Below are 20,706 nucleotides of genomic sequence, written 5' to 3' on the forward strand. Positions count from 1 at the left end.
CATCGTTTCTTTTTCCTTTCTACTTCGTTTAAAAAATAAACCGTAGCTATAGCTATGCTTGATTTTTTTGCCTTGCATAAAGAAAAAATAATTCAATGAATTTATACGAATTTTTTAATCACAAATCGTATAAAAAGAATACAAATTGAAAATCAATAGTTTGAGGTACTAAGGACACTTCAAATGATGAGAATATCGAGATATTTCAATTATTTGAAGTAAGCTCACGGTTCTTAAAATATTTGTTTTCAGGAAGTAAGGTTTTTAAACAAGCTCTAATTCAAAAGGATAAATGGTATTAGTATCAATTTTTCATGATTTTTAGACTTTCCATACCCTTCTCTCCGGTTAGCTGGACAAAATAAATTCCGGATTCAATATGTTCCAGATTAATCTGCAACGTATCTGCTTTGTCTGTAATAGCTTTGTCATAAATTATTTGACCATTTATATTGACTATTTTTACAGAATAGTAAACCCGATTAGGAATCAGTCTCAAATTAAATTGATCTGTAAATGGGTTCGGAAATATCGATGTCTTTCTGGTATCTGTCAGGTCATTATCTCTTCCGGATTGATATGTAATCACTAGTTTAGGCTTAGCGATTGCACTTTTATTTTCTTTAGAGGCAAAACCTACATCATTTCCTCCTTTGTGTTCTAATATAAGTGCCAATTTATCTTGATTATTTATTTTAAGAGATTTTAGATTCCATTTATATGTTGAATTTACCTTAAAACTTTGATTAAGACTACCTAATGTTGTCATTGCAGACGGTTTATTGGTATTCGACAACGTATTCTCGGTCCAACCAATTTTATTTCCCTGTTGTATTTCTATCGTCCCATTCCCAGCATCAGAAGTACAGGTTAATTCTAATCGAGCCGAAGTAATAGCTCCTTTTATCTGTGATACATCAAAAAGTAAATAGCCTACTCTTCTATTATTTTCTACTCTAATAAGATCTACATTTTTTCTGGTAGCATTTTCTAAATAGGCGTCTTGAATAGGCGATAGGGTTGTAGTAACTGATTCTCCTCCACCTGTAGACGTGTCTGCATCTTTACCAAACACCCTAAATTCCAGAAGACTTACCCAACTACCTGTATATGAGTCAGCACCTGTAACATTAATCCTTATGTATCTGGCATTTATGGGATTAAAAGAATCTTTGATTGGTTTATCTACGGTACCTTTTGTTTTGTTATTACTTCTATCCACAACGGTTCTGTATGCATCCGAAACTTTTTCTTTAACCTGGATTGTGAATTGATACGCTCTATTTTGATAACATACTAACTCTGTTCTGGAAATATTTTTTAATGATTGCAGATCTACCTCTAACCATTTTGAAAATCCATTAGAAGACCATCTTGTATTCGTATTGCCATCTACAGCATTTGAGGCAGGATTACCATTCTGGCTATTTTCGGATTTAGTAGGTTTCTTAAGTGCCAAATTCTTAATAGTACTATCTCCTCCATTGCCATCTGTATCTTTTACAGTGATTCTACTAGTAGCTTTCTTATTACCATCTACTGTTGTTACAGTAATAATTGCAGAACCATTTGATACTGCAGTTACCAAACCATTAGAATTTACCCTCGCTACAGCGGTGTTATTAGAAGACCAATTTACTGATTTATTCGTGGCACCTTTTGGACTTACTGTCGCATCTAAATCTCTTGTTTGATTCACGGTAAGGGTAATACTGTTATCTGATATACTTACCCCTGTAACTGGAACTGTATTGTTTCCTCCACCACCTGATCCGCATTTTACAGCATAAAATGTTCCACAGGATGGCATAGACCAATTTGTTCTATCAGGTTCTCCATAATCTCTGTAAGTATATACAACATTTCGATCCGAGAACTCTTTCTTATTTTCTCTATAGTCAAATGTTGTATTATTTACTATAATATTTCTGGGACCTGGTTTATCATGACCATATCGTGCTCCTCCGGTTGCAAATACTCCCCAGGTATGCCAGGAAGGACGGATAATCGAATTTTGTTCAATTAAATTGCGCCCGTCATCACCATTGTGAAAGTTTACGTCTACTTCCAAATTATTTTTGAAAACTACATTATATCTCGCTCCGTTTTGAATCGCAAAATGGCGTATCTTTCTCACTGTAGATCCAATCACTAAATTGTAATCCCCTCTGATATCAAAATAACCTTCTCCTCCTTCACCTTTGTTATAGCAATTGTCAACAAGTGAATTTCTGAATGTATTATGTTTTCCAAATATTTCAACAGGATCAGAACCACTATTAATAAAATCGACATCATCTACCCAGTTATCATCTCCATCAAGACGAACCAGTGTATTATTATTACTTGGAAAAACATTCTCAAAACATTCTCTGCAAAATCTACCATCCTGAAAACCTGTACGATATTCTTTTGGAGGATTAGGAAGTGCTTCATAGACTACGCGCATATCTTCCAAACCAGCATTATTCACACCTCTTCCAAATACAATGGCACGCCCACTTTTCATTTTAACGCTAAGTTTTACACCATTTTTATTTCTACCACGTAGTATGACACCATCTTTTAGGTTAATTGATCGATTAACCGTATAAGTACCATTATTCAGGAGTACTACACCCGCTCCCCCTCTGTCTATAGCATTTTGAATATTTCCTCCGGGATTTAATGTAGCTTTTATATTCGAAATAGTAGGAATTCCACCTCTTCTTCCTGCCTTGGCCCATTCTTTAATTTCAGGATAATCAGAATCGTAACAGGAAGAATCCGCATTACATCCAGTACTTCCATTCTGGGCATTTATACTTAGATAACATATGTTCAGCAAGGTTAATAGCGCAATTAGTTTGTTCTTCATAATACTTAAAAAATGATTTGTGTTTACGTCTAGTTTTTCTGGGATAAATTAATCCTAAATTTAAACCATAAGCTTATTTATCAAACCTAATACTCAAAAAAACTTTACTTAGTAATACCTGTTAGTATTAAGTAAATTTTGAGATTACTTAAGATTTGATTTACAATTATAGACTGAACATACAATAGCTTTATTAGAATTTGTCCAAAAAAACACACATTTCAATTCAATCTTTCTTTTTCTTAATTTTTTATAAGGCAAATGAGTCAAAAGCATTTTGATTGTATCTACATCTAAAAAAAAGTTAATTATTTGTAGCAAAAAAACTATGCTCATCGTTTAAAGCTTTATAAAAGTAATTTTTACATTAAAAAGTAAACACAACTATCTAGTATACGTAGAGAAATTTATAGAATTCGTTTTATCGAAAAATAAATATACAATTACCTAATAATCAAATGGTAAGGTGTTGTAGTTGTGTAAAAAACATTAAAAAAGTTAAATTTTTATGAATTTTATTGCAAACTGTTGATTAGGATCGAATGAATATATCTTCAAAAAAACCTTGTCAGTCCAAAAAGAGTTATTCTAAAGAAAACTATGCTTTCATTAAAAAACAACAAATGAATAAACCCCGCTATAGTATTAAAAATTGTTGATTTTGAAATCATTTAACAAAGTAAAAACAGTATTTCAATAGAAAAAAATCTATTTTAATAGAATATTTTAACGTTACGGTTATGTTTTTAAATAGAAGAAATTTCATACGTAATACAGGTGTTTTGCTAGGCTCAACCCTTATGCCTTATTCTTATTTACTTGCTAATTCTTCTCAGAAACCGCTAGGTATATGTTTAGTTGGTCTAGGAACTTATAGCACCACAATACTTGCTCCTGCACTTCAATTTACTAAGTATTGTAAACTAACAGGTATTGTGACAGGTACTCCTTCTAAAATTCCAATTTGGCAAAAAAGATATGGGATAAAAGATACTAACATCTACGATTATGAGACGATGCATCAAATAGCAGATAATTCTGATATTGATGTAATCTATATTGTATTGCCTACAGGACTGCATGCCACATATGCCATAAAAGCAGCTAATGCGGGAAAACATGTTTGGTGCGAAAAACCAATGGCAAAAACAGAAACAGAATGCAAAGCCATTATAGAGGCTTGCAATAAAAATAAAGTAAAACTATCTATAGGATATCGCATGCAGCACGAACCTAATACTCAACAAATAATAAAATGGGCAATGTCAAAACCTTATGGTGCTATAAAAACAGTATATGCAGAAATTGGATATAATGTTACCAATCCTGGAAACACTTGGAGAATGAATGCTAAGTTGGGAGGCGGTACTATGTATGATCTAGGTGTATATGCGCTCAATGCTTCTAGATATACGACGGGAGAAGAACCCATTTCTGTAACCGCGCGGCAAATGACAACACGACCTGAGTTATTTACCGAAACTGATGAAACCACACATTTTACATTAGAATTTCCTTCTGGAGCAATTGCACATGGTAAAACCAGTATAGGCGACAATATGCATCGGCTTCATGCAGATTGTAAAAATGGATGGTATAATCTTCAACCATTCTCTATGTACTCAGGTGTGAAAGGTAAAACTAGCGATAATATCCTTCTGGACATATATATTGAAAATCAGCAGGCACAGCAAATGGATGATGATGCCTTATCAATTATCAATAACAGACCGGTTATGGTTCCTGGTGAAGAAGGAATGAGAGATATCAGAATTGTAGAAGCTATCTATAAAGCGGCTAAAAGCAAAGCTAAGGTTTTGTTATAAAAATAAAAAAATTTATGATGCTCATCTGACTAGAGAAAGGATCATAGCAATATAAACGTGTACTACTTTTTGTTGAGTAATTTTAGAACCTTACTATTAAAATAAATGATATTTCTCCAAGAATTATTGTATCCCGAATACTTTTGCCCCATCCTTTAGCGACTCTATTTTTTTCATTTTCTTATGATCAAACTTAAATCAGTATTGTCATAATCAAGATATATTTTAGAAAGAGTGGTCCAAAATATCCATAAGAAAAACTTATATACAGTCCACTTTTGATAGAGTATGGATATCAAAAATAACACTGATTACTAATGAATTACTGTTTTTAGAATACTATTCATCCCACTTTTTCACCCACTCATATTGGTACAAGAAAGCCCGTTCTCTAAATTGCGTCTTTTAAAATCATTTTAAACTTAAACTTTAAACACGATGAAAAATTTTAAATTACTTTTTGTAATCTTAGTTGCAGCATTGACTACCCCTAATGTAGAAGCGCAAGGAGGAAGTCCTATTGCTACGCAATTGTATCTACAACTTGATGATCGCCCAGATCAGATAACAGTTGAATTTAAATTACCAACTGGAAGAGTTGTTACTACTGGTCCTTTTAGTGCTGAAAATGCTAATGATTTAGTACAAATCCCATTGGATGAACGTGCAGATTTTGGACGCGGATCTTCTTTTGAATTAACGATACGTGACTCTGGCAACGATGGCTTGAGCGGCGGAGCTTTTGCTATTAATACTGCAGGTCTTTCTCGACCTTTTCCTAGTGATAATGGAGTAAGACGAGAGATTGGTTTTCGAATTTTTAATGGAACAGTAGGTTTTGGTTCTGAGACTCGTATTGTTTTTGTTAATACAGATAGAGCTGATATTCCTTCTGGATCTAATACTATCGGAGATATTGTTTTTACAGATATTTCTCCAATAGTTTCTGGGGGAACTACTCCACCACCACCAGCTAACAACAATATTAATATTACTAATTTTAGAGCTGTAAATCTTGGTGGAGGATCTGTAAATTTGGTATTCGAAGCTCGAGCTACAGGTACTGCATTTTTGATTGTTAGAAATGCTAGTGGAAGAAGAGTTTTTAGACAAAGAGTTAATGCTGTTGCAGGTAGAAATACAGTATCAGTTTCTGGATTAAGAAGCAGACTTCATATTGCACAAATTACTGATACAAGACAGAGAAGTGATAGGGAATTTACAAGGTTTATACCAACGAGATAAATCAAAATTTAGTTTATAATTGCGTATTGATTTATTGAAATCAAAAGGAGGCTGTCTGGAAAGGCAGTCTTTTTTTATTGTTAAGTATATTAGAAACAATACATTATTTCTAGATAATATTTACTAATTAGGTTTGCGGGATAATTTCTTTTTAAAAGAGTATTACTATATTGCTTACTAAATTAACGTGACTTTGATACAAGCCTCTTTTTTCAGATTACTCGAATCAGTGTTAATTTTTATTTAGAATCAATTATCTTATACCAATTACAAAACTCAGATCTATGAATTTAAGTACATTCGATTATATTATAATTATCTTTTTTTTCATAATCACATTATTTATAGGTTTAATAGTTGCTAAAAAATCGGGAAAAAATACGACCGAATATTTTTTATCTGGAAAGAACATGCCTTGGTGGTTGTTAGGTTTTTCTATGGTAGCCACTACTTTTTCTACAGATACTCCTAACCTGGTTACGGATCTTGTTCGCCAGAATGGAGTTTCGGGGAATTGGGTTTGGTGGGCATTTCTGCTTACCGGTTTATTGACCGTATTTATTTATGCCAGACTCTGGAGAAAATCTGATGTAGCCACAGATATGGAGTTTTATGAATTGCGATATTCAGGTAAACCAGCAAGGTTTTTAAGAATTTTTAGATCCATTTACCTGGGTTTAATTTTTAACATCTTAGCGATGTCCGGAATTACACTAGCTGCTATAAAAATCGGGCAGGTAATGTTAGGTTTAACAGCTATAGAAACAGTTGGATATGCAGCTGTCGTTACCGTTGTTTTTAGTGCTTTAGGTGGGTTCAAAGGAGTGGTGTATTCTGATTTCTTACTGTTTTTTGTTGCAATGGCGGGAGCAATTGGAGCAGCATATTATTGTGTGAACTTACCAGAAGTTAATGGCTTTCACAATTTAATATCACATCCCAATGTGGCCGATAAAATATCCTTATTACCTGATTTTGAAAATAAAGAAGCATTGATTACACTATTAGTTATACCACTGGCCGTTCAGTGGTGGAGTTCCTGGTATCCAGGATCAGAACCTGGAGGTGGTGGATATATAGCTCAACGTATGTTAGCTGCAAAAAATGAAAACCATGCAATTGGAGCTACCTTCTTTTTTAATATCATGCACTATGCGCTACGACCCTGGCCATGGATTTTGGTAGCATTATCGTCATTAATAGTATTTCCTGATCTTGCCAGTATTCAGGAAACGTTTCCTGATGTGACACCTGATAAATTAGGTCATGATTTAGCCTACCCTGCTATGTTAACTAAATTGCCAAGTGGCCTTTTAGGTCTAGTTGTAGCTTCATTAGTAGCCGCTTATATGTCTAGTATTTCTACACATCTTAACTGGGGTGCTTCGTACTTGGTAAATGATGTATACAATCAGTTTATCAACACTACGGCTACAGAAAAAGAAAAAGTGAATGTAGGGAGATTATCTACTGTTGTGTTAATGACATTAAGTGTTTTGCTGGCATTGGTACTAACCAATGCAGAGCAGATATTTACATATATTATTATGTTTGGGGCAGGTACTGGACTTATTTTTATTCTAAGATGGTTTTGGTGGCGTATCAATGCCTGGAGTGAAATATCAGCGATGTTTTCGTCAGGTATTATTTCCTTAATTATTACAATACCCAAGGTTAATGATGTGTTATTCGGGATAGAAGGTGTCGGTATTTTTCCTAGTTGGTTTAGCATTCCTTTTGTTGTTTTGATCACTACTATTATCTGGATCGTGGTGACGTTTATTACACAAGCTGATACAGACGAAAAGCTGTTTAATTTTTATAAAAAAATTCAACCTGGAGGTCCCGGATGGGACACCGTCAGAGCAAAAGCAGAAAAGCAAGGAGTAGCTATAGTAACTACGCAAAAAAAATGGACAGTGCCCTCAGGCATATTGGCTATGGTATTAGGGTGTTGCCTTGTGTATGGTGTGCTTTTTACCACAGGATATTTGATCTATGGAGCGTATAATGAAGCACTATGGCTTGGGGCTTTGACAATAATTGCAGGTATTTTGTTACTAAGCGTATGGAAAAGAATAGGGAAAAACCTTATGGAATGATTTCATTATATGGGATCGTTCTATATTAGATGTATCCCTACCTTTAATTATAAGATGATAACTAGTGTCCGGTCGGAAAAGGGTTATTTTTGAATTTTCAAAGAAAAATCTTATAAATTACATTTTCTAATTTGATCTTTTTTTTACTCATTTTTGGATTTTATGAGGATACTTTTATGATTTGATGTAGATCTGTAACAATTAAGTGTTTTTGACCTAACTCTGTAATGACTCCTGATTTGCCTTTGTTAATCCATTTGGTGTGTGGTTCGAATAAAGAAAACACCTTTTCATGATGAGGAATCTTTTCGCCTTTTAGAACTCTTCGTTTTAGTAAACTAATATGTTTATTCAACATCTTATAAAAATATTCCAATGATATTAATAAACTAATTTCCTGTACTGAACGGCCTTGTAAAGTCTTTCTAAATTCTGATACCTTTTTAGTCAGTGTAAGGGCTAACTCTAAATAATTTTCAGTAGTAAATTGTAACCTAGATTCTTTATACTTTCCTCCAGATTTTTTAACCTTTTGTACTTTTCTAAATTGATACTTTACACGGTATTTCCAATCACTAGCCTTGCGCCAACCTGATAACTCTTGTCTTTCTGCTAACTGACAACTGATCTCGATACATTTTCTTGCAGCATCCCAGAATAAATTGTAATCCGCAGGAAAGTGAACATCCGTTTTTATACGATTTGTGATTAAAAAATTCGTATAAATTCATTGAATTATTTTTTCTTTATGCAAGGCAAAAAAATCAAGCATAGCTATAGCTACGGTTTATTTTTTAAACGAAGTAGAAAGGAAAAAGAAACGATGAATATGCGAAATTTTTAGTTATAAATCGTATAAACCCTTATTTCAATAGATATTCAAAACCTAAAAACAAATCATAAACCTAAAAATCAAATAGTTAAACCTTTACGACCAGATACTAACTAAGAGTTTGTTTAAAAACCTTACTTCCTGAAAACTTATTTTTTATGAAGAAAAATCCTAGATTTCTAAGATTTCTCTTCATAAAAATTAGAGCAAATGTAAGTGGTATTGCTCCAAAAGTTTCAAGAATAGTTATAATTGGTAAAAAGCTTTTACTTCTTCAAAATCAGAAAAGTTTATTTTATTGCTTACATCAGTACCTTCTACCAGTACAAATCGAAGTCTAAGGTTGGATTGGGTGAACGTAGCTCTTAATGTGATTTTACCGATTTCTATTTGATCAATTTCTAAGATAATTTGCTGACCAAGACTTAATGGTAAAACTTCCCAATAATCATTCCCGGTTACAGTAACATATGCGTATACGATACCCGTATCGTATATTTCCTGAGTTAATTGCGGAATATCAAAAACCGTATCACCATTATTAATGGTTTGATTTTCTAATAAAACCGAAAGGACATTGGCATTTCCATCTTGTCCTGCCGGTCCTTGAGCCCCAATTTCTCCATCAACACCATTAATACCGTCCATTCCATCTTCTCCTTCACAAGAAGTTGATGTGAATACCAAAGCAAATACTAGTATGAAGTACGTTAAAAATTTCATTTTTGTTTTCATCATTTTACGTTTTGTTATTTATTATTTGTGTAATAAAAATGATGAGGTAAACATTTAGCGTTTAAAAAATGTAAGAATTTATTTTTATGAGCTTATTTTTATTTGAAAAGGAATTATCTGATTTAGATCAAAAATATAACGTCTGTACTACTTTTTGGGGTAATAATTTGATCAGTTAATACATTAAAGGAGAATTTATAATACTATTGACTTTGTTATTTATGTCAATCGTAAATTAATTATTAACCAAAGTTCGATTATTATGGCAGACTATTCAAAACCTTCAATTCGAGCACTTTGACGAAGTAAAAGTGTATCGAGAATAGGTTTTTGATCCCAAAATGCTTGTTTTCGATACAAAATTCTTATAAGAATTTCACTCAAACTGACGCATTTTGTATTAATCGAACTCAGGTTAAAAATGAAAGCTTTAAACAACTTTGGAGAGATTTAAAATTCCTAAAAAAGAATTACAATTTATCAATGGATCACAAGGGGCAAATAACTGTGTAGGCGCGTGTATTCAAGGATGTAATGCTTCTGATTCGAGAGGTGATACAGTAGGCGGAGAAGATATTGACGATTGCAAAAAGACCTGTGTTGAACTTTGTGATCTTGCGTAAAACGTATCCATATCGGTTAGATTGCTATGGTAGTTTTTAAAACCTTCAGCTTCATACGTTGGAAGTTTTATCGGTTTTATAAGACATAGAAGTATTTTATACAGTTATACTCTTCATCAAATTTAATTACATTTTTTTATACGTATGATATTTTAATTACAACCCTTTCGGGATGGCATCAATAAGCTTTTTGGTATATTCTTTTGTAGGGTTTTCGTAGATAACATCAGCATCACCCTTTTCTTCTATTTTTCCTTGGTTCATTACCAATAATTGATCAGACATATATTTTACAACAGCAAGATCATGGGATATAAAAATATAGGTAAATCCGAATTTCTCTTTTAATTCATTCAGTAAATTTAAAACTTGAGCCTGAACAGATATATCTAGCGCACTTACGGATTCATCACATATAATTAATTTGGGTTGTAATGCTATGGTTCTGGCGATACCTATCCGTTGTCGTTGCCCTCCACTAAATTCGTGTGGATATCTATTAAAATATTGAGGATCGAGTCCAACTCTTTTTAGTAAATCAATGGTTTTTTCTTTTCGCTGTACATCATTAGCATAAAGATTATGAGCTTTCATAGGTTCCATAATGGCTTTTCCTATGGTAAGTCTTGGGTTTAGTGAGGCAAAAGGATCCTGGAAGATAAGTTGTATTTCTTTCCTTAACCCTCTTAACTGAGCCGAAGGAAGTAGTGTGATATCCTTGCCTTTATATAGAATTTGCCCGGTATCAGCTTTATCTAATTGTAAAATAGCATTACCCAAAGTAGATTTGCCACAGCCAGATTCTCCAACCAGCCCTAATGTTTCCCCTTCATATAGTTTAAAACTAACATCATTTACAGCTTTAAACTCCTTTTTACCAAAGAAACCTACAGTAGAGAAAAATGTTTTCTCCACATTTTTTACTTCGAGTAATGGAGGTTTACTATATAACTTCTGATGCTGTTGTTGTCGCTCAGTTTTTGTGATGATCTCTCTATCTGCTTCCTGATTGTCTAGATAATCTCTGATAGTAGGTAATTTTTTAAACCTGACATCCAGAGATGGTCTTGCATAAATAAGTGCTTTTGTATATTCTTTTTGAGGAGAAGTAAAAATTTGATGAGTAGATCCATATTCTACCATTTTTCCTTGATAGACAACCAAAACGTGATCCGCAATTTCTGAGACCAGGGATAAGTCGTGAGAGATAAATAGAATACTCATTCTATATTCTTGCTGTAAATCCTTGAGCAATTGGATAATTTCCTTTTGTACCGTTACATCCAGTGCCGTAGTAGGTTCATCAGCTATCAATAATTTAGGTTTACAGGCGATTGCCATGGCAATCATAATACGTTGTTTCTGACCGCCACTTAGTTGATGTGGGTAAGAATTATAGGCACGATGAGTATCAGGGAGCTTTACTTTTTCAAATAAAGATAGCACCTCTGTTTTAGCTTCGGATGTTGATAATTTAGTATGTTGTAATAGGATTTCTACTACCTGTTTCCCACATTTCATAGAGGGATTTAGAGAACTCATAGGTTCCTGAAATATCATAGCGATTTCATTACCACGTATAGATCTTAGCATTTTATCATCTAAACTCAGTATAGAAGTATTATTATAGATGATATTGCCACTTATTTCAGAAATACTTTCAGGAATTAACCTCATAATTGCCAGAGAAGTAACAGATTTTCCGCTTCCAGATTCCCCTACTACCCCAAGAATTTCGTTTCGATTAATATCAAAAGAAATATTATGTAATACTTGTGTAGAATTTCCTTTCGAAGTAAAAGAAATACTAAGATTTTGAACAGAAAGTAAGGTGTTAGTATCCATAAAATCAAAACTAGTTAAATTTAGTCAATTCATTATTCCTACAACTTTGTTTTTGCAATTATTTTGGTGTGATATTTGTTATATTTACGTCTCAAAGAATACTATGAAGCTTACCAAACTCTCGTTACGTACACGAATTTTTATATCGATGACTGTATTAGTTTTATTAGCTTCTGTATTAGTTGCTGCAATAACAGTGTATCAATATAAGGAAGAGGCAGAAGAATATCATCGGGAACGACTGGAGAGAAAAGAAGAACGTATAAGAATTGCAATTAACAATGCCTTAAAAAGTACTACATATGAGGTGAAAGAAGAGAATGTTATGCTCATATTCAGAGAAAACAATCGGATTTACCAAATATCAGAAGAACATACACTACCCATTAATATCTATAGTTTATCAGGTAAATTATTAATCAAGTCAGAAGAAACTTTTGTTAGTGATACTATTGATATCCAATTGGATTCGATTATAATTAACAGGCTTAGTAAAAAATATGAAAAGAGATACCTGGGCGTTTCAGAAAAAGATGGAGAACATTTTTTATCCTCCTATACGTATATAGAAGATGATAGGTCAAAACCTCTGGCGATTCTTAACCTACCTTACCTGGAAGATGATAATTTCTTTTCCAGAGAGCTTTGGGAATCGCTAACCAGACTTGGGCAAGTATATCTATTGATGTTATTGGTCGCCATAATGTTTGCGTATTTTTTATCAAAATATATTACAAGATCTCTTAAGACGATTTCTGATACTATAGATCAAACACGTCTGGATAAACGAAATAAAAGAATTAAAATCGGTAATGTAGGAGAAGAGATTTACTCTCTGGTAAATGCATACAATAGTATGATTGATGAGCTAGAAGAGAGTGCCGCTATGCTGGCAAAAAGCGAGCGAGAAGCAGCTTGGCGTGAGATGGCAAAGCAGGTAGCTCATGAAATTAAAAATCCGCTAACACCTATGCGGTTGACGGTTCAAAGTTTTGAGCGTAAGTTTGATCCAGGAGATCCTAATGTGAATCAAAAAGTAAAAGAATATAGCGATACACTGATTCAGCAGATAGATACGATGAGTTCTATTGCATCTGCATTTTCTAATTTTGCACAAATGCCAGCACAAAAAAATGAAACACTGGATGTTGTAAAAGTCGTAAGATTAGCACTGGATATTTTTAATGAAGGATATATTATTTTCCCTTCAGAAAAAGAAGAAATCATCGCTAAATTTGATAAGACACAATTAATTAGAGTGGTGACTAATTTGGTCAAAAACGGAATACAAGCTATACACGAAGATCAAACTCCTAAGATTATGGTGAATGTATTTACAGAAAAAGAAAATGTAGTGATCACAGTAGCAGATAATGGAATAGGAATTACTGAGGAGAATAAAAATAAAATATTTGAACCTAAGTTTACAACCAAAACAAGTGGTATGGGGTTAGGGTTAGGGATGGTAAAAAATATTGTCGAAACTTACAATGGAAGCATTACTTTTACCTCTCAAGAAGGAAAAGGAACTGTTTTCAAAGTTAAATTCCCAAGAGAATAAGCTTTTTCGGCTTAAAAATAAGACTGCATAGATATAAACGCTAGTATTTTGAATTTGTATTTTATGAGAAAGACATAGTAATCGTGAAAAAGATACGCTTTAGAAAATATACTCTTGAATTTCTGTCAATATTTATTGCAGTAGTATCAGCTTTTGCATTAAATAATTGGAATGACAACAGAAGAGATAACCTTTCTGAAGAAAAGATACTAAAAGAGATCAATAATGGGATTGAATTAGATTTTCGTGATTTTAGAGGGAATATACACGGTCATAAGATGAGTCTTAAAGCAAATCAATTGTTTAGAGATTTATTGGATAACAAAAAAATTGATCAGGACTCAATAGATAATGCATACATAATTCTTTTTAGAGATTATACGCCTATTATCAACAGATCAGGTTATGAATCTCTAAAAGCAAGTGGATTAGAAAAAATAAAAAATGATTCACTACGATTTGAAATCATCTCCTTGTATGATTTTTATTACACCATTATTTATAAGTTAGAAGTCGAAATACCAGAGATGAAATCATATACTAATTATTTTAAACCTATAAACGATATTTTGCATCCATATATGATATTTAATAAAAATGGACGATTGATAGAAATGAAACAGCCTGTAGAAATATCCGAAAGTCAGAAAAAAGAAGTATTTAGCTACTTATGGAGATTAGAAACAAATAGAAAATATAAATTAGCTCGATATAAATTGATTGAAGAAAAGATGAAAATCTTAAAACAGCATATCAAACAAGAATTGAAACAATAATACTAGATTAAAAAATGTACACAAATATTCTCACATCACATACTAATGGCATTACTACGATTACGATTAATCGCCCGTCAAAGTTAAATGCACTTAATAAACAAACGATCCAGGAATTACATGATGCTATTGCAGTAGCAGATCAAAGTAATACTAGTAAAGTTATTATTATTACAGGTCAGGGAGATAAAGCCTTTGTCGCTGGAGCAGATATCAGTGAGTTTTCCAATTTTTCTATTGATCAAGGAGAAGAGTTGGCAGCAAAAGGACAAGAATTGCTTTTTGATTTTATAGCAAATTTAGGGACACCAGTTATTGCCGCAATTAATGGTTTTGCATTAGGTGGAGGATTAGAATTAGCAATGGCTGCACATTTTAGAATTGCCAGTGATACTGCCAAAATGGGGTTGCCAGAGGTTTCTCTTGGAGTAATTCCCGGATATGGAGGTACTCAAAGATTACCGCAATTAATAGGAAAAGGTAGAGCTATGGAAATGATTATGACAGCAGGAATGATTAATGCTAATCAGGCATTAGCATATGGATTAGTAAATCATGTAGTAACTCTCGATGAATTATTACCCTTAGCAGAGAAACTAGCAAGTAAAATTACCAGAAATTCTTCTATAGCTATTGGCGCTGCAATCAATGCAGTAAATGCGTGTTATGAAGATGGAGTGAATGGTTTTAAAACAGAAATTAAAGAATTTGGAAATTGTTTTGGCACTGAAGATTTTAAAGAAGGTACTACTGCATTTCTGGAAAAAAGAAAGGCAGATTTTCCTGGCAAATGAAATCGAGGCAGTAAGATTTTCTTTTTTTGATAAGTATTGAAATCATAAATTATAAATTGTATACCCTTAATTTATTGTATTTAATAATAAATATGCCTAGTATTTTGTTATATTACACAAATCGATACGTAATTTTACTATTAGAAGTACGAATTATATATTTATAGATACTAAAAAGCTAAAAGAATATTGATTTTGGAAGACCAACCGCAACGCGTATTTAATAGCGACGAACAGCAATTACTAGAAGAGATACTAGTACATCGTAGAGATGTGCGTGGAAATCGTTTTCTGGCAACTCCTGTTGATCAGCAAGCAATTGATAAGATTATAGAAGCAGCATTATCTGCTCCTTCTGTAGGGTTTTCTCAGCCTTGGGAATTTGTGCTGATACGTGATATAGAAACGAAGCAAGCAATAAAAAAAACATTTTCTGAGGAGACAGCACTTGCAGCTATGCAGTTTGCAGATGAAAAACAGAAGAAATATATTGAACTCAAACTAGAAGGGATTTTAGAATCACCTCTTAATATGGCAGTTTTCTATAAGCCCAAAGAAGGACCAGTACTTGGACAAACAAGTATGCCCAATATGGGCAAATATAGTGTCGTATGTGCCATTCAGAATATGTGGCTCATGGCAAGGTCTCTAAATATCGGCATGGGGTGGGTTAGTATTTTGGATCCCGAAAAAGTAAAAAAAGTATTAAAAGCCCCACAAGAGAACCAGTTGATAGGGTATCTATGCTTTGGATATACAGATATGTTTTATAACCAGCCCGAATTAGAATTGCGCAAATGGGATCGTAAAAAACTTCAGAAAGAAGTTGTTATTGAAGAAAAATATAGATAGAACTCATCTTGAGTAGTGGTTTTCAACCGAAAAGTTTGACTTTTGTACTTTTATGAAGTAGTTTTTTTTCAGTATAGCCTTAGTTAAAAAAATTAACGTACAACATGTAAATTTTGAAGGTCAAAGCATTACTCAAGATGAGGTCATAAATTATTCTTCTCATTTTGTTGTATTAAGAAATGATTAGAACGGGATGAGTTCTATTTATAAAAATTCATTTCATCAATATATGTCCATACGGATTCAGATAATAAAGGTCTTATGTTTTTACCTTCGTGAATTGCCTTTCTGATAAAAGTAGATGAAATTTCCATAATGGGAGCAAGTACTTTTTTTACTTTTATATTTGATAATAAATCCGTCTTTGCGATTTTTTTTGTGATTCTTGGATATACATAAATAGTATGGTTTTCAAGAATTACTTCATAGTTTTTCCATTTATGAAAACTTTTCAGATTGTCCTCACCCATAATGAGATTAAAGCAGAAATCAGGATGTTTTTCCTGTAAATACGCCAAAGTATTGATCGTATAATTAGGCTGCGGTAGTTTAAACTCAATATCACTAGGTTTTAATTTGGGATATGTCTGCGTCGCTTTATATACCATTTCTAATCGATGATGGTTGTCTAGCAAAGAACTTTTCTTTTTAAAAGGATTATGAGGAGTCACTATCATCCATATCTCATCAAGATCAGAATACTCTGCCATATGATTGGCAATTGCCAAATGCCCTATATGAATTGGGTTAAATGTTCCGAAATATAATCCGATATTTTTCATTAGAAATTTACTTTTGCGCTACAAATCGATGAGAACTTCACTTTGATCACTTTCAGTATTATGTAATAAACTTTTTTACTAACTGGAATACCTCGGCTTTTGCTTTCTCCAGGTCATCATTGGTGACAATGGCATCAAACTGTGGTGCAGTTGCTAGTTCGGTAGAAGCTTTTGCTACCCGCATATTGATTTTATCTTCGGATTCAGTTTTACGCTTTTTTAATCTAATTTTTAATTCTTCGATACTAGGCGGTTTTACAAAGATAGCCAAGGTTCTTTCTGGATAAATTCTTTTGATATCCAATCCACCAACTACATCAATATCAAAAATCACATGTTTTCCTTGATCCCATATTCGCTGGATTTCTGTTTTTAGGGTGCCATAGAAATTATCACGATATACTTCTTCCCATTCCAGAAATTCATCCGCCTTGATTTTATCTTTAAACTCTCTAAGAGATAAAAAATAGTAGTCTTTACCGTGAATTTCTCCACCTCTTGGTTCTCTGGAAGCTGCGGATATAGAGAAGTCCAGATTTAGCTCTTCTTTGTGTAATAAATATTTTACTAATGTAGTCTTTCCGCTCCCCGATGGCGCAGACAGTACAATAAGTTTCCCCTGTTTCATTTATATAAATTTTACCACTATATGGGTTATTTATAGTTCGCCAATTTTGTTAAGCAATTACCTACCTGTCTTGCTATAACATTTATAAAATGTTAAGTAATTGCTCTTTTATTTTCTCTAGTTCATCTTTCATCTGGACCACTAATTGTTGCATAGCAGCATAATTAGATTTACTACCAATAGTATTGATCTCCCGACCTATTTCCTGAGTAATAAAGCCTAATTTTTTACCATTAGAATCCTTAGAATTTAGTGCCGTTACAAAATATTCCAAATGATTAGTAAGTCTTACTTTTTCTTCAGTAATATCAAATTTTTCTAAATAATATACCAATTCCTGCTCAAAACGATTTTCATCAACCTGTTCCTTTAGTTCAGAAACGGCTTTGTGTAATCGTTCTTTAACAACTTCGATACGTTCCGGATCTATTTTGATCACATCATCTAATAAATTACTAATATTCTTAATACGAATATTAAAATCTTTCTCCAGAGCCTTCCCTTCATCAAGTCTGTAGTCCTCAATAGCTTTTAAGGCTTCTTGTAGTCCTTCTCTTATAATATCAAATTCTTCGGTATCGACTTCTGCTCGTTCTGTTTTTAAAGCATCTGGCATACGAACTGCCATTTTCATCATTTCCAGTGTCTCTCCATTAGTATAGATAGCTTCTAATTGCTTTATATAATCCTTGACAATGTCTTCATTGATTTTAGTGGAGTTTTCTTCTGCGGTTACCTCTACATATAAACCAAAATCAACTTTCCCTCTTTCTAAGGTATTTGCAATAGTTTTTCTCATCTCCAGCTCCTTTTCTCGATATTGAGAAGGGATTCTGGCGTTGAGATCTAGATTTTTGCTGTTAAGAGATTTTACTTCGATAGTAATTTTTTTTGTTGGAAGCTGAAGAATAGACTTACCAAAACCGGTCATGGATTTAATCATAGGATGTAACTAAAAGTTGCACGAAGATAAGGAAAACTCGTGAAGTGTCTATATGAAGTATGGAATCTTAAGTCTCTAAAGCTTTCTGAACATCGTAATTTTATCGATATAAGTTCCTTTTTCTAAAAAGAAATTAGGGATATACCCGGATTCAAGAAACTTCATCTTTTTATACAATGCAATACCTGATGTGTTCGTCTTATAGACCTCGAGCCAGATTATTTTTAATACCTCATTTTCTTTGGCCCAGTCTATTGCATTTTTAATAAGTAAAGTTCCTATACCCTGATGCTGCCATTTGGGATGTATGCCCATGCCGATCATGGCGGTATGTTGTATCTTTTTTCGCCAGCTACCAGTCAGATCAATATTTCCTATAACTTTGTCTTCAAAAGTGGCGACAAGTAATAAGCTGTTTTTTTCTGATTGATATCGTTCGATCATTTCCCGTTCCTGATCAATATCATTAGGATATTCTTCTTTGAACAAAGGAAGCGTCTTAGTATTTTCCAGATACTGCAATTTAAGTTCTAACAATGGAGAAGCATCATCAGATAACGCTTGCCTGATTATCACTTCCTGATGGCTTTTTGTTGTATATGTTTTTGAAAAAAAACTCAACTCAAATTAAGCATTTGGATTCTTATCCCTGATTCTTTTGTACAATTTTATACCCAGCATCAATAGTATCGATAGAATCATGATCCCAATAACTCCATAGACCCAATTAACTGCATCACGAACAATCACCAAAAAGATAACCGAAAAGAGGATGATGGTAGACCCTTCATTCCAAATTCTCATCTGATTAGAAGACCATTTTATGATATCCTGCTGAAGTTGTTTGTACATGTGGTGACACTTCAAATGATATAAAAAAAGTAAAAAAACAAAGCCTAATTTTATATGCATCCAGGAGTCATGTAATATCCCAGGTCTTAGAATCAATAACAAAGTAGCAAAAATAGTTGTCAGAATAGCAGAAGGCCAGGTAATTATAAACCATAACCTTTTTGTCATAAGCTTTAACTGATTACTTAATATCTCTTTTTCTGGAGAAGTTTTTTGAGATGCTTCTATTTGATAGACAAAAAGTCTCGGGATATAAAATAACCCTGCAAACCAGGTGATCACAAAGATAAGATGCAGCGCTTTTATGTAGTTATAATATTCTTGCATTGATAATAAGTTAGTACTGATGTTCCTCTGTGACACTTGAGGTGACAGAAAAGATGTTTACATATGCTCAAAAGTAAAAAATAATCACGGATTGCCAACTCGATCCGAATCAAGAAGCAGGTAATTTCATTTTATTCCTACTTTGTCATCTTATAAAAAGAAGGCAAAATATTTTGGTAAATGATAGTAAACACCTTATTTTACCCATATAATATAGTATTACAAATTAAACACAAGTGGGCTACACTAGATAGCACCTGCCAAAAAAAATGATTCAGAAACTTTAAAATTTCTGGATTCTATTGAATCTCAATTCACTTCTTTCTTTTCAAAATTCACAGATCGATTTAAGGTCGTTAAATTTTCATATCGACAACATACCTTCGATTATTTTCAATCACTTTTCAAATTTGAGAAGAAGAAGGCTAATTGCCAATATATTGCAGATCACTTGTCAACTCTGAATCAGCAAAGTATTAATCATTTTGTTAATAGCGATTTATGGTCTTATAGAGGGTTGATGGATCAAGTAGCTTTAGCTTCTTCCGAGTTGTTTTTACAGAGCAACCCACCTACTGCATTATTGGATTGATGAAGTGGGTTTTCGTAAAAAAGGTAAGATGTCTGCCTGTGTTTCCAGGCAATATTTAGGTTGTATTGGAAAAACAGATAATGGTCAAATAGCTGTAGCGGCAGGACTTTCACAGTCAGAATATTATACCCCTATAGATATGCGTTTGTTCATGCCAAAGGAATGGAAGATTATCAAATCAGAGGATGGCATGGCTTTCATAATCATATGGCAATTTGTATGATGGCTATGTTGTTGATTACTAAAGTCAAACTAAAAAAAAGTAAAGAAAAATATACTGCCGCTACAATTAAGAAAATTGTCAACCTGTGCATAAAAACTAAAATAGAAGAACCACAACTAGCTATCAAGTTAATTTAGGAACAGCATCAAAGGTATATAAATCAGCTTTTAAGGAATCAGAAAAAATATAAAACATAAGATGACAAAGTAGGATTATTGTATAAAATCTTGAAACAAAAAAATCGTCCAAAAATTACTTTTTAGACGATTTCTTATTATTGAAGTACTTTAAAAAAGGACTTGTGTTTTAGA

Annotated in this window: 18 protein-coding genes and 1 pseudogene; 9 read left to right on the plus strand and 10 right to left on the minus strand. The window is 33.0% G+C overall.

The features are described from left to right. Window positions 1-304 precede the first annotated feature (304 nt). The gene (locus F0000_RS08410) at window positions 305-2,857 is read right to left on the minus strand and encodes a discoidin domain-containing protein (protein ID WP_149624271.1); all 2,553 of its coding nucleotides are present in this window, start codon (window positions 2,855-2,857) and stop codon (window positions 305-307) included. Window positions 2,858-3,657: 800 nt separating this feature from the next. On the opposite strand from F0000_RS08410, the gene F0000_RS08415 reads away from it, so the two are divergent. The 3 genes from F0000_RS08415 (at window position 3,658) to F0000_RS08425 (ending at window position 8,030) form a co-directional block, all read left to right on the plus strand. Further along, a complete protein-coding gene (locus F0000_RS08415; RefSeq protein WP_255452674.1) occupies window positions 3,658-4,683 on the plus strand; it encodes a Gfo/Idh/MocA family protein in 1,026 nt (341 codons plus the stop codon). A 438-nt stretch (window positions 4,684-5,121) separates the two neighbouring features. Continuing rightward, window positions 5,122-5,928: a hypothetical protein gene (locus F0000_RS08420; protein ID WP_149624273.1), complete on the plus strand. Its 807-nt coding sequence runs from the start codon at window positions 5,122-5,124 to the stop codon at window positions 5,926-5,928. 284 nt (window positions 5,929-6,212) lie between these two features. Next, window positions 6,213-8,030 carry a sodium:solute symporter family protein gene (locus tag F0000_RS08425; protein ID WP_149624274.1) on the plus strand — a complete coding sequence of 606 codons (1,818 nt, stop codon included), beginning with the start codon at window positions 6,213-6,215 and terminating at the stop codon, window positions 8,028-8,030. Between the two features lie 160 nt (window positions 8,031-8,190). Here F0000_RS08425 and F0000_RS08430 read toward each other — a convergent pair whose 3' ends face one another. From F0000_RS08430 to F0000_RS08435, 3 genes are all read right to left on the minus strand, one after another. Then, complete coding sequence (locus F0000_RS08430) at window positions 8,191-8,388, minus strand: hypothetical protein (RefSeq protein ID WP_149624275.1); 198 nt, start codon at window positions 8,386-8,388, stop codon at window positions 8,191-8,193. A gap of 217 nt (window positions 8,389-8,605) precedes the next feature. After that, window positions 8,606-8,761, minus strand: coding sequence for a hypothetical protein (locus F0000_RS27660; protein WP_188112056.1), 156 nt, complete (start codon window positions 8,759-8,761; stop codon window positions 8,606-8,608). A gap of 347 nt (window positions 8,762-9,108) precedes the next feature. Continuing rightward, window positions 9,109-9,597 (minus strand): hypothetical protein, encoded by a 489-nt coding sequence (locus tag F0000_RS08435; RefSeq protein WP_149624276.1) that lies wholly within the window; start codon window positions 9,595-9,597, stop codon window positions 9,109-9,111. 440 nt (window positions 9,598-10,037) lie between these two features. On the opposite strand from F0000_RS08435, the gene F0000_RS08440 reads away from it, so the two are divergent. After that, window positions 10,038-10,220 carry a hypothetical protein gene (locus F0000_RS08440; RefSeq protein WP_149624277.1) on the plus strand — a complete coding sequence of 61 codons (183 nt, stop codon included), beginning with the start codon at window positions 10,038-10,040 and terminating at the stop codon, window positions 10,218-10,220. 156 nt (window positions 10,221-10,376) lie between these two features. Here the strand turns inward: F0000_RS08440 and F0000_RS08445 are convergent, their stop codons facing one another. Continuing rightward, window positions 10,377-12,065: an ABC transporter ATP-binding protein gene (locus tag F0000_RS08445; RefSeq protein WP_149624278.1), complete on the minus strand. Its 1,689-nt coding sequence runs from the start codon at window positions 12,063-12,065 to the stop codon at window positions 10,377-10,379. 148 nt (window positions 12,066-12,213) lie between these two features. On the opposite strand from F0000_RS08445, the gene F0000_RS08450 reads away from it, so the two are divergent. From F0000_RS08450 to bluB, 4 genes are all read left to right on the plus strand, one after another. Continuing rightward, window positions 12,214-13,626, plus strand: a complete 1,413-nt coding sequence (locus tag F0000_RS08450; RefSeq protein WP_255452675.1) for a PAS domain-containing sensor histidine kinase — start codon at window positions 12,214-12,216, stop codon at window positions 13,624-13,626. Window positions 13,627-13,709: 83 nt separating this feature from the next. After that, entirely contained in the window at window positions 13,710-14,402 is a 693-nt protein-coding gene (locus F0000_RS08455) for a DUF6090 family protein (RefSeq protein ID WP_149624280.1), read from the plus strand. A 14-nt stretch (window positions 14,403-14,416) separates the two neighbouring features. Then, complete coding sequence (locus F0000_RS08460) at window positions 14,417-15,196, plus strand: enoyl-CoA hydratase/isomerase family protein (protein WP_149624281.1); 780 nt, start codon at window positions 14,417-14,419, stop codon at window positions 15,194-15,196. Window positions 15,197-15,391: 195 nt separating this feature from the next. Beyond that, window positions 15,392-16,048, plus strand: a complete 657-nt coding sequence (bluB, locus tag F0000_RS08465; protein ID WP_149624282.1) for a 5,6-dimethylbenzimidazole synthase — start codon at window positions 15,392-15,394, stop codon at window positions 16,046-16,048. 200 nt (window positions 16,049-16,248) lie between these two features. Here bluB and nadD read toward each other — a convergent pair whose 3' ends face one another. The 5 genes from nadD to F0000_RS08490 all read right to left on the minus strand — a co-directional run bounded on the left by nadD (window position 16,249) and on the right by F0000_RS08490 (window position 19,580). Beyond that, window positions 16,249-16,830, minus strand: coding sequence for a nicotinate (nicotinamide) nucleotide adenylyltransferase (nadD, locus tag F0000_RS08470; protein ID WP_149624283.1), 582 nt, complete (start codon window positions 16,828-16,830; stop codon window positions 16,249-16,251). 58 nt (window positions 16,831-16,888) lie between these two features. Beyond that, window positions 16,889-17,458, minus strand: coding sequence for a guanylate kinase (gene gmk, locus F0000_RS08475; RefSeq protein ID WP_149624284.1), 570 nt, complete (start codon window positions 17,456-17,458; stop codon window positions 16,889-16,891). 82 nt (window positions 17,459-17,540) lie between these two features. Next, window positions 17,541-18,401, minus strand: a complete 861-nt coding sequence (locus F0000_RS08480) for a YicC/YloC family endoribonuclease (RefSeq protein WP_149624285.1) — start codon at window positions 18,399-18,401, stop codon at window positions 17,541-17,543. Window positions 18,402-18,476: 75 nt separating this feature from the next. Further along, window positions 18,477-19,022, minus strand: coding sequence for a GNAT family N-acetyltransferase (locus F0000_RS08485; protein ID WP_149624286.1), 546 nt, complete (start codon window positions 19,020-19,022; stop codon window positions 18,477-18,479). Window positions 19,023-19,028: 6 nt separating this feature from the next. Continuing rightward, window positions 19,029-19,580, minus strand: a complete 552-nt coding sequence (locus tag F0000_RS08490; protein WP_149624287.1) for a CopD family protein — start codon at window positions 19,578-19,580, stop codon at window positions 19,029-19,031. Window positions 19,581-20,167: 587 nt separating this feature from the next. Between F0000_RS08490 and F0000_RS08495 the strand changes: the two are divergent. Then, a pseudogene (locus F0000_RS08495) lies at window positions 20,168-20,395 on the plus strand (transposase); the annotation flags it as partial. Window positions 20,396-20,706: the final 311 nt, after the last annotated feature.

It is taken from the genome of Aquimarina sp. RZ0 (assembly GCF_008370685.1).
In the GTDB taxonomy this organism is placed as follows: Bacteria; Bacteroidota; Bacteroidia; order Flavobacteriales; family Flavobacteriaceae; genus Aquimarina.

Excerpts from the sequence above, each read along its gene's own strand:
- F0000_RS08410 (WP_149624271.1), bottom strand. The coding sequence starts at position 2,857 with ATGAAGAACAAACTAATTGCGCTATTAACCTTGCTGAACATATGTTAT.
- F0000_RS08415 (WP_255452674.1), top strand. The coding sequence starts at position 3,658 with ATGCCTTATTCTTATTTACTTGCTAATTCTTCTCAGAAACCGCTAGGT.
- F0000_RS08420 (WP_149624273.1), top strand. The coding sequence starts at position 5,122 with ATGAAAAATTTTAAATTACTTTTTGTAATCTTAGTTGCAGCATTGACT.
- F0000_RS08425 (WP_149624274.1), top strand. The coding sequence starts at position 6,213 with ATGAATTTAAGTACATTCGATTATATTATAATTATCTTTTTTTTCATA.
- F0000_RS08430 (WP_149624275.1), bottom strand. The coding sequence starts at position 8,388 with ATGTTGAATAAACATATTAGTTTACTAAAACGAAGAGTTCTAAAAGGC.
- F0000_RS27660 (WP_188112056.1), bottom strand. The coding sequence starts at position 8,761 with ATGAATTTATACGAATTTTTTAATCACAAATCGTATAAAAACGGATGT.
- F0000_RS08435 (WP_149624276.1), bottom strand. The coding sequence starts at position 9,597 with ATGAAAACAAAAATGAAATTTTTAACGTACTTCATACTAGTATTTGCT.
- F0000_RS08445 (WP_149624278.1), bottom strand. The coding sequence starts at position 12,065 with ATGGATACTAACACCTTACTTTCTGTTCAAAATCTTAGTATTTCTTTT.
- F0000_RS08450 (WP_255452675.1), top strand. The coding sequence starts at position 12,214 with ATGACTGTATTAGTTTTATTAGCTTCTGTATTAGTTGCTGCAATAACA.
- F0000_RS08460 (WP_149624281.1), top strand. The coding sequence starts at position 14,417 with ATGTACACAAATATTCTCACATCACATACTAATGGCATTACTACGATT.
- nadD (WP_149624283.1), bottom strand. The coding sequence starts at position 16,830 with ATGAAAAATATCGGATTATATTTCGGAACATTTAACCCAATTCATATA.
- gmk (WP_149624284.1), bottom strand. The coding sequence starts at position 17,458 with ATGAAACAGGGGAAACTTATTGTACTGTCTGCGCCATCGGGGAGCGGA.
- F0000_RS08480 (WP_149624285.1), bottom strand. The coding sequence starts at position 18,401 with ATGATTAAATCCATGACCGGTTTTGGTAAGTCTATTCTTCAGCTTCCA.
- F0000_RS08490 (WP_149624287.1), bottom strand. The coding sequence starts at position 19,580 with ATGCAAGAATATTATAACTACATAAAAGCGCTGCATCTTATCTTTGTG.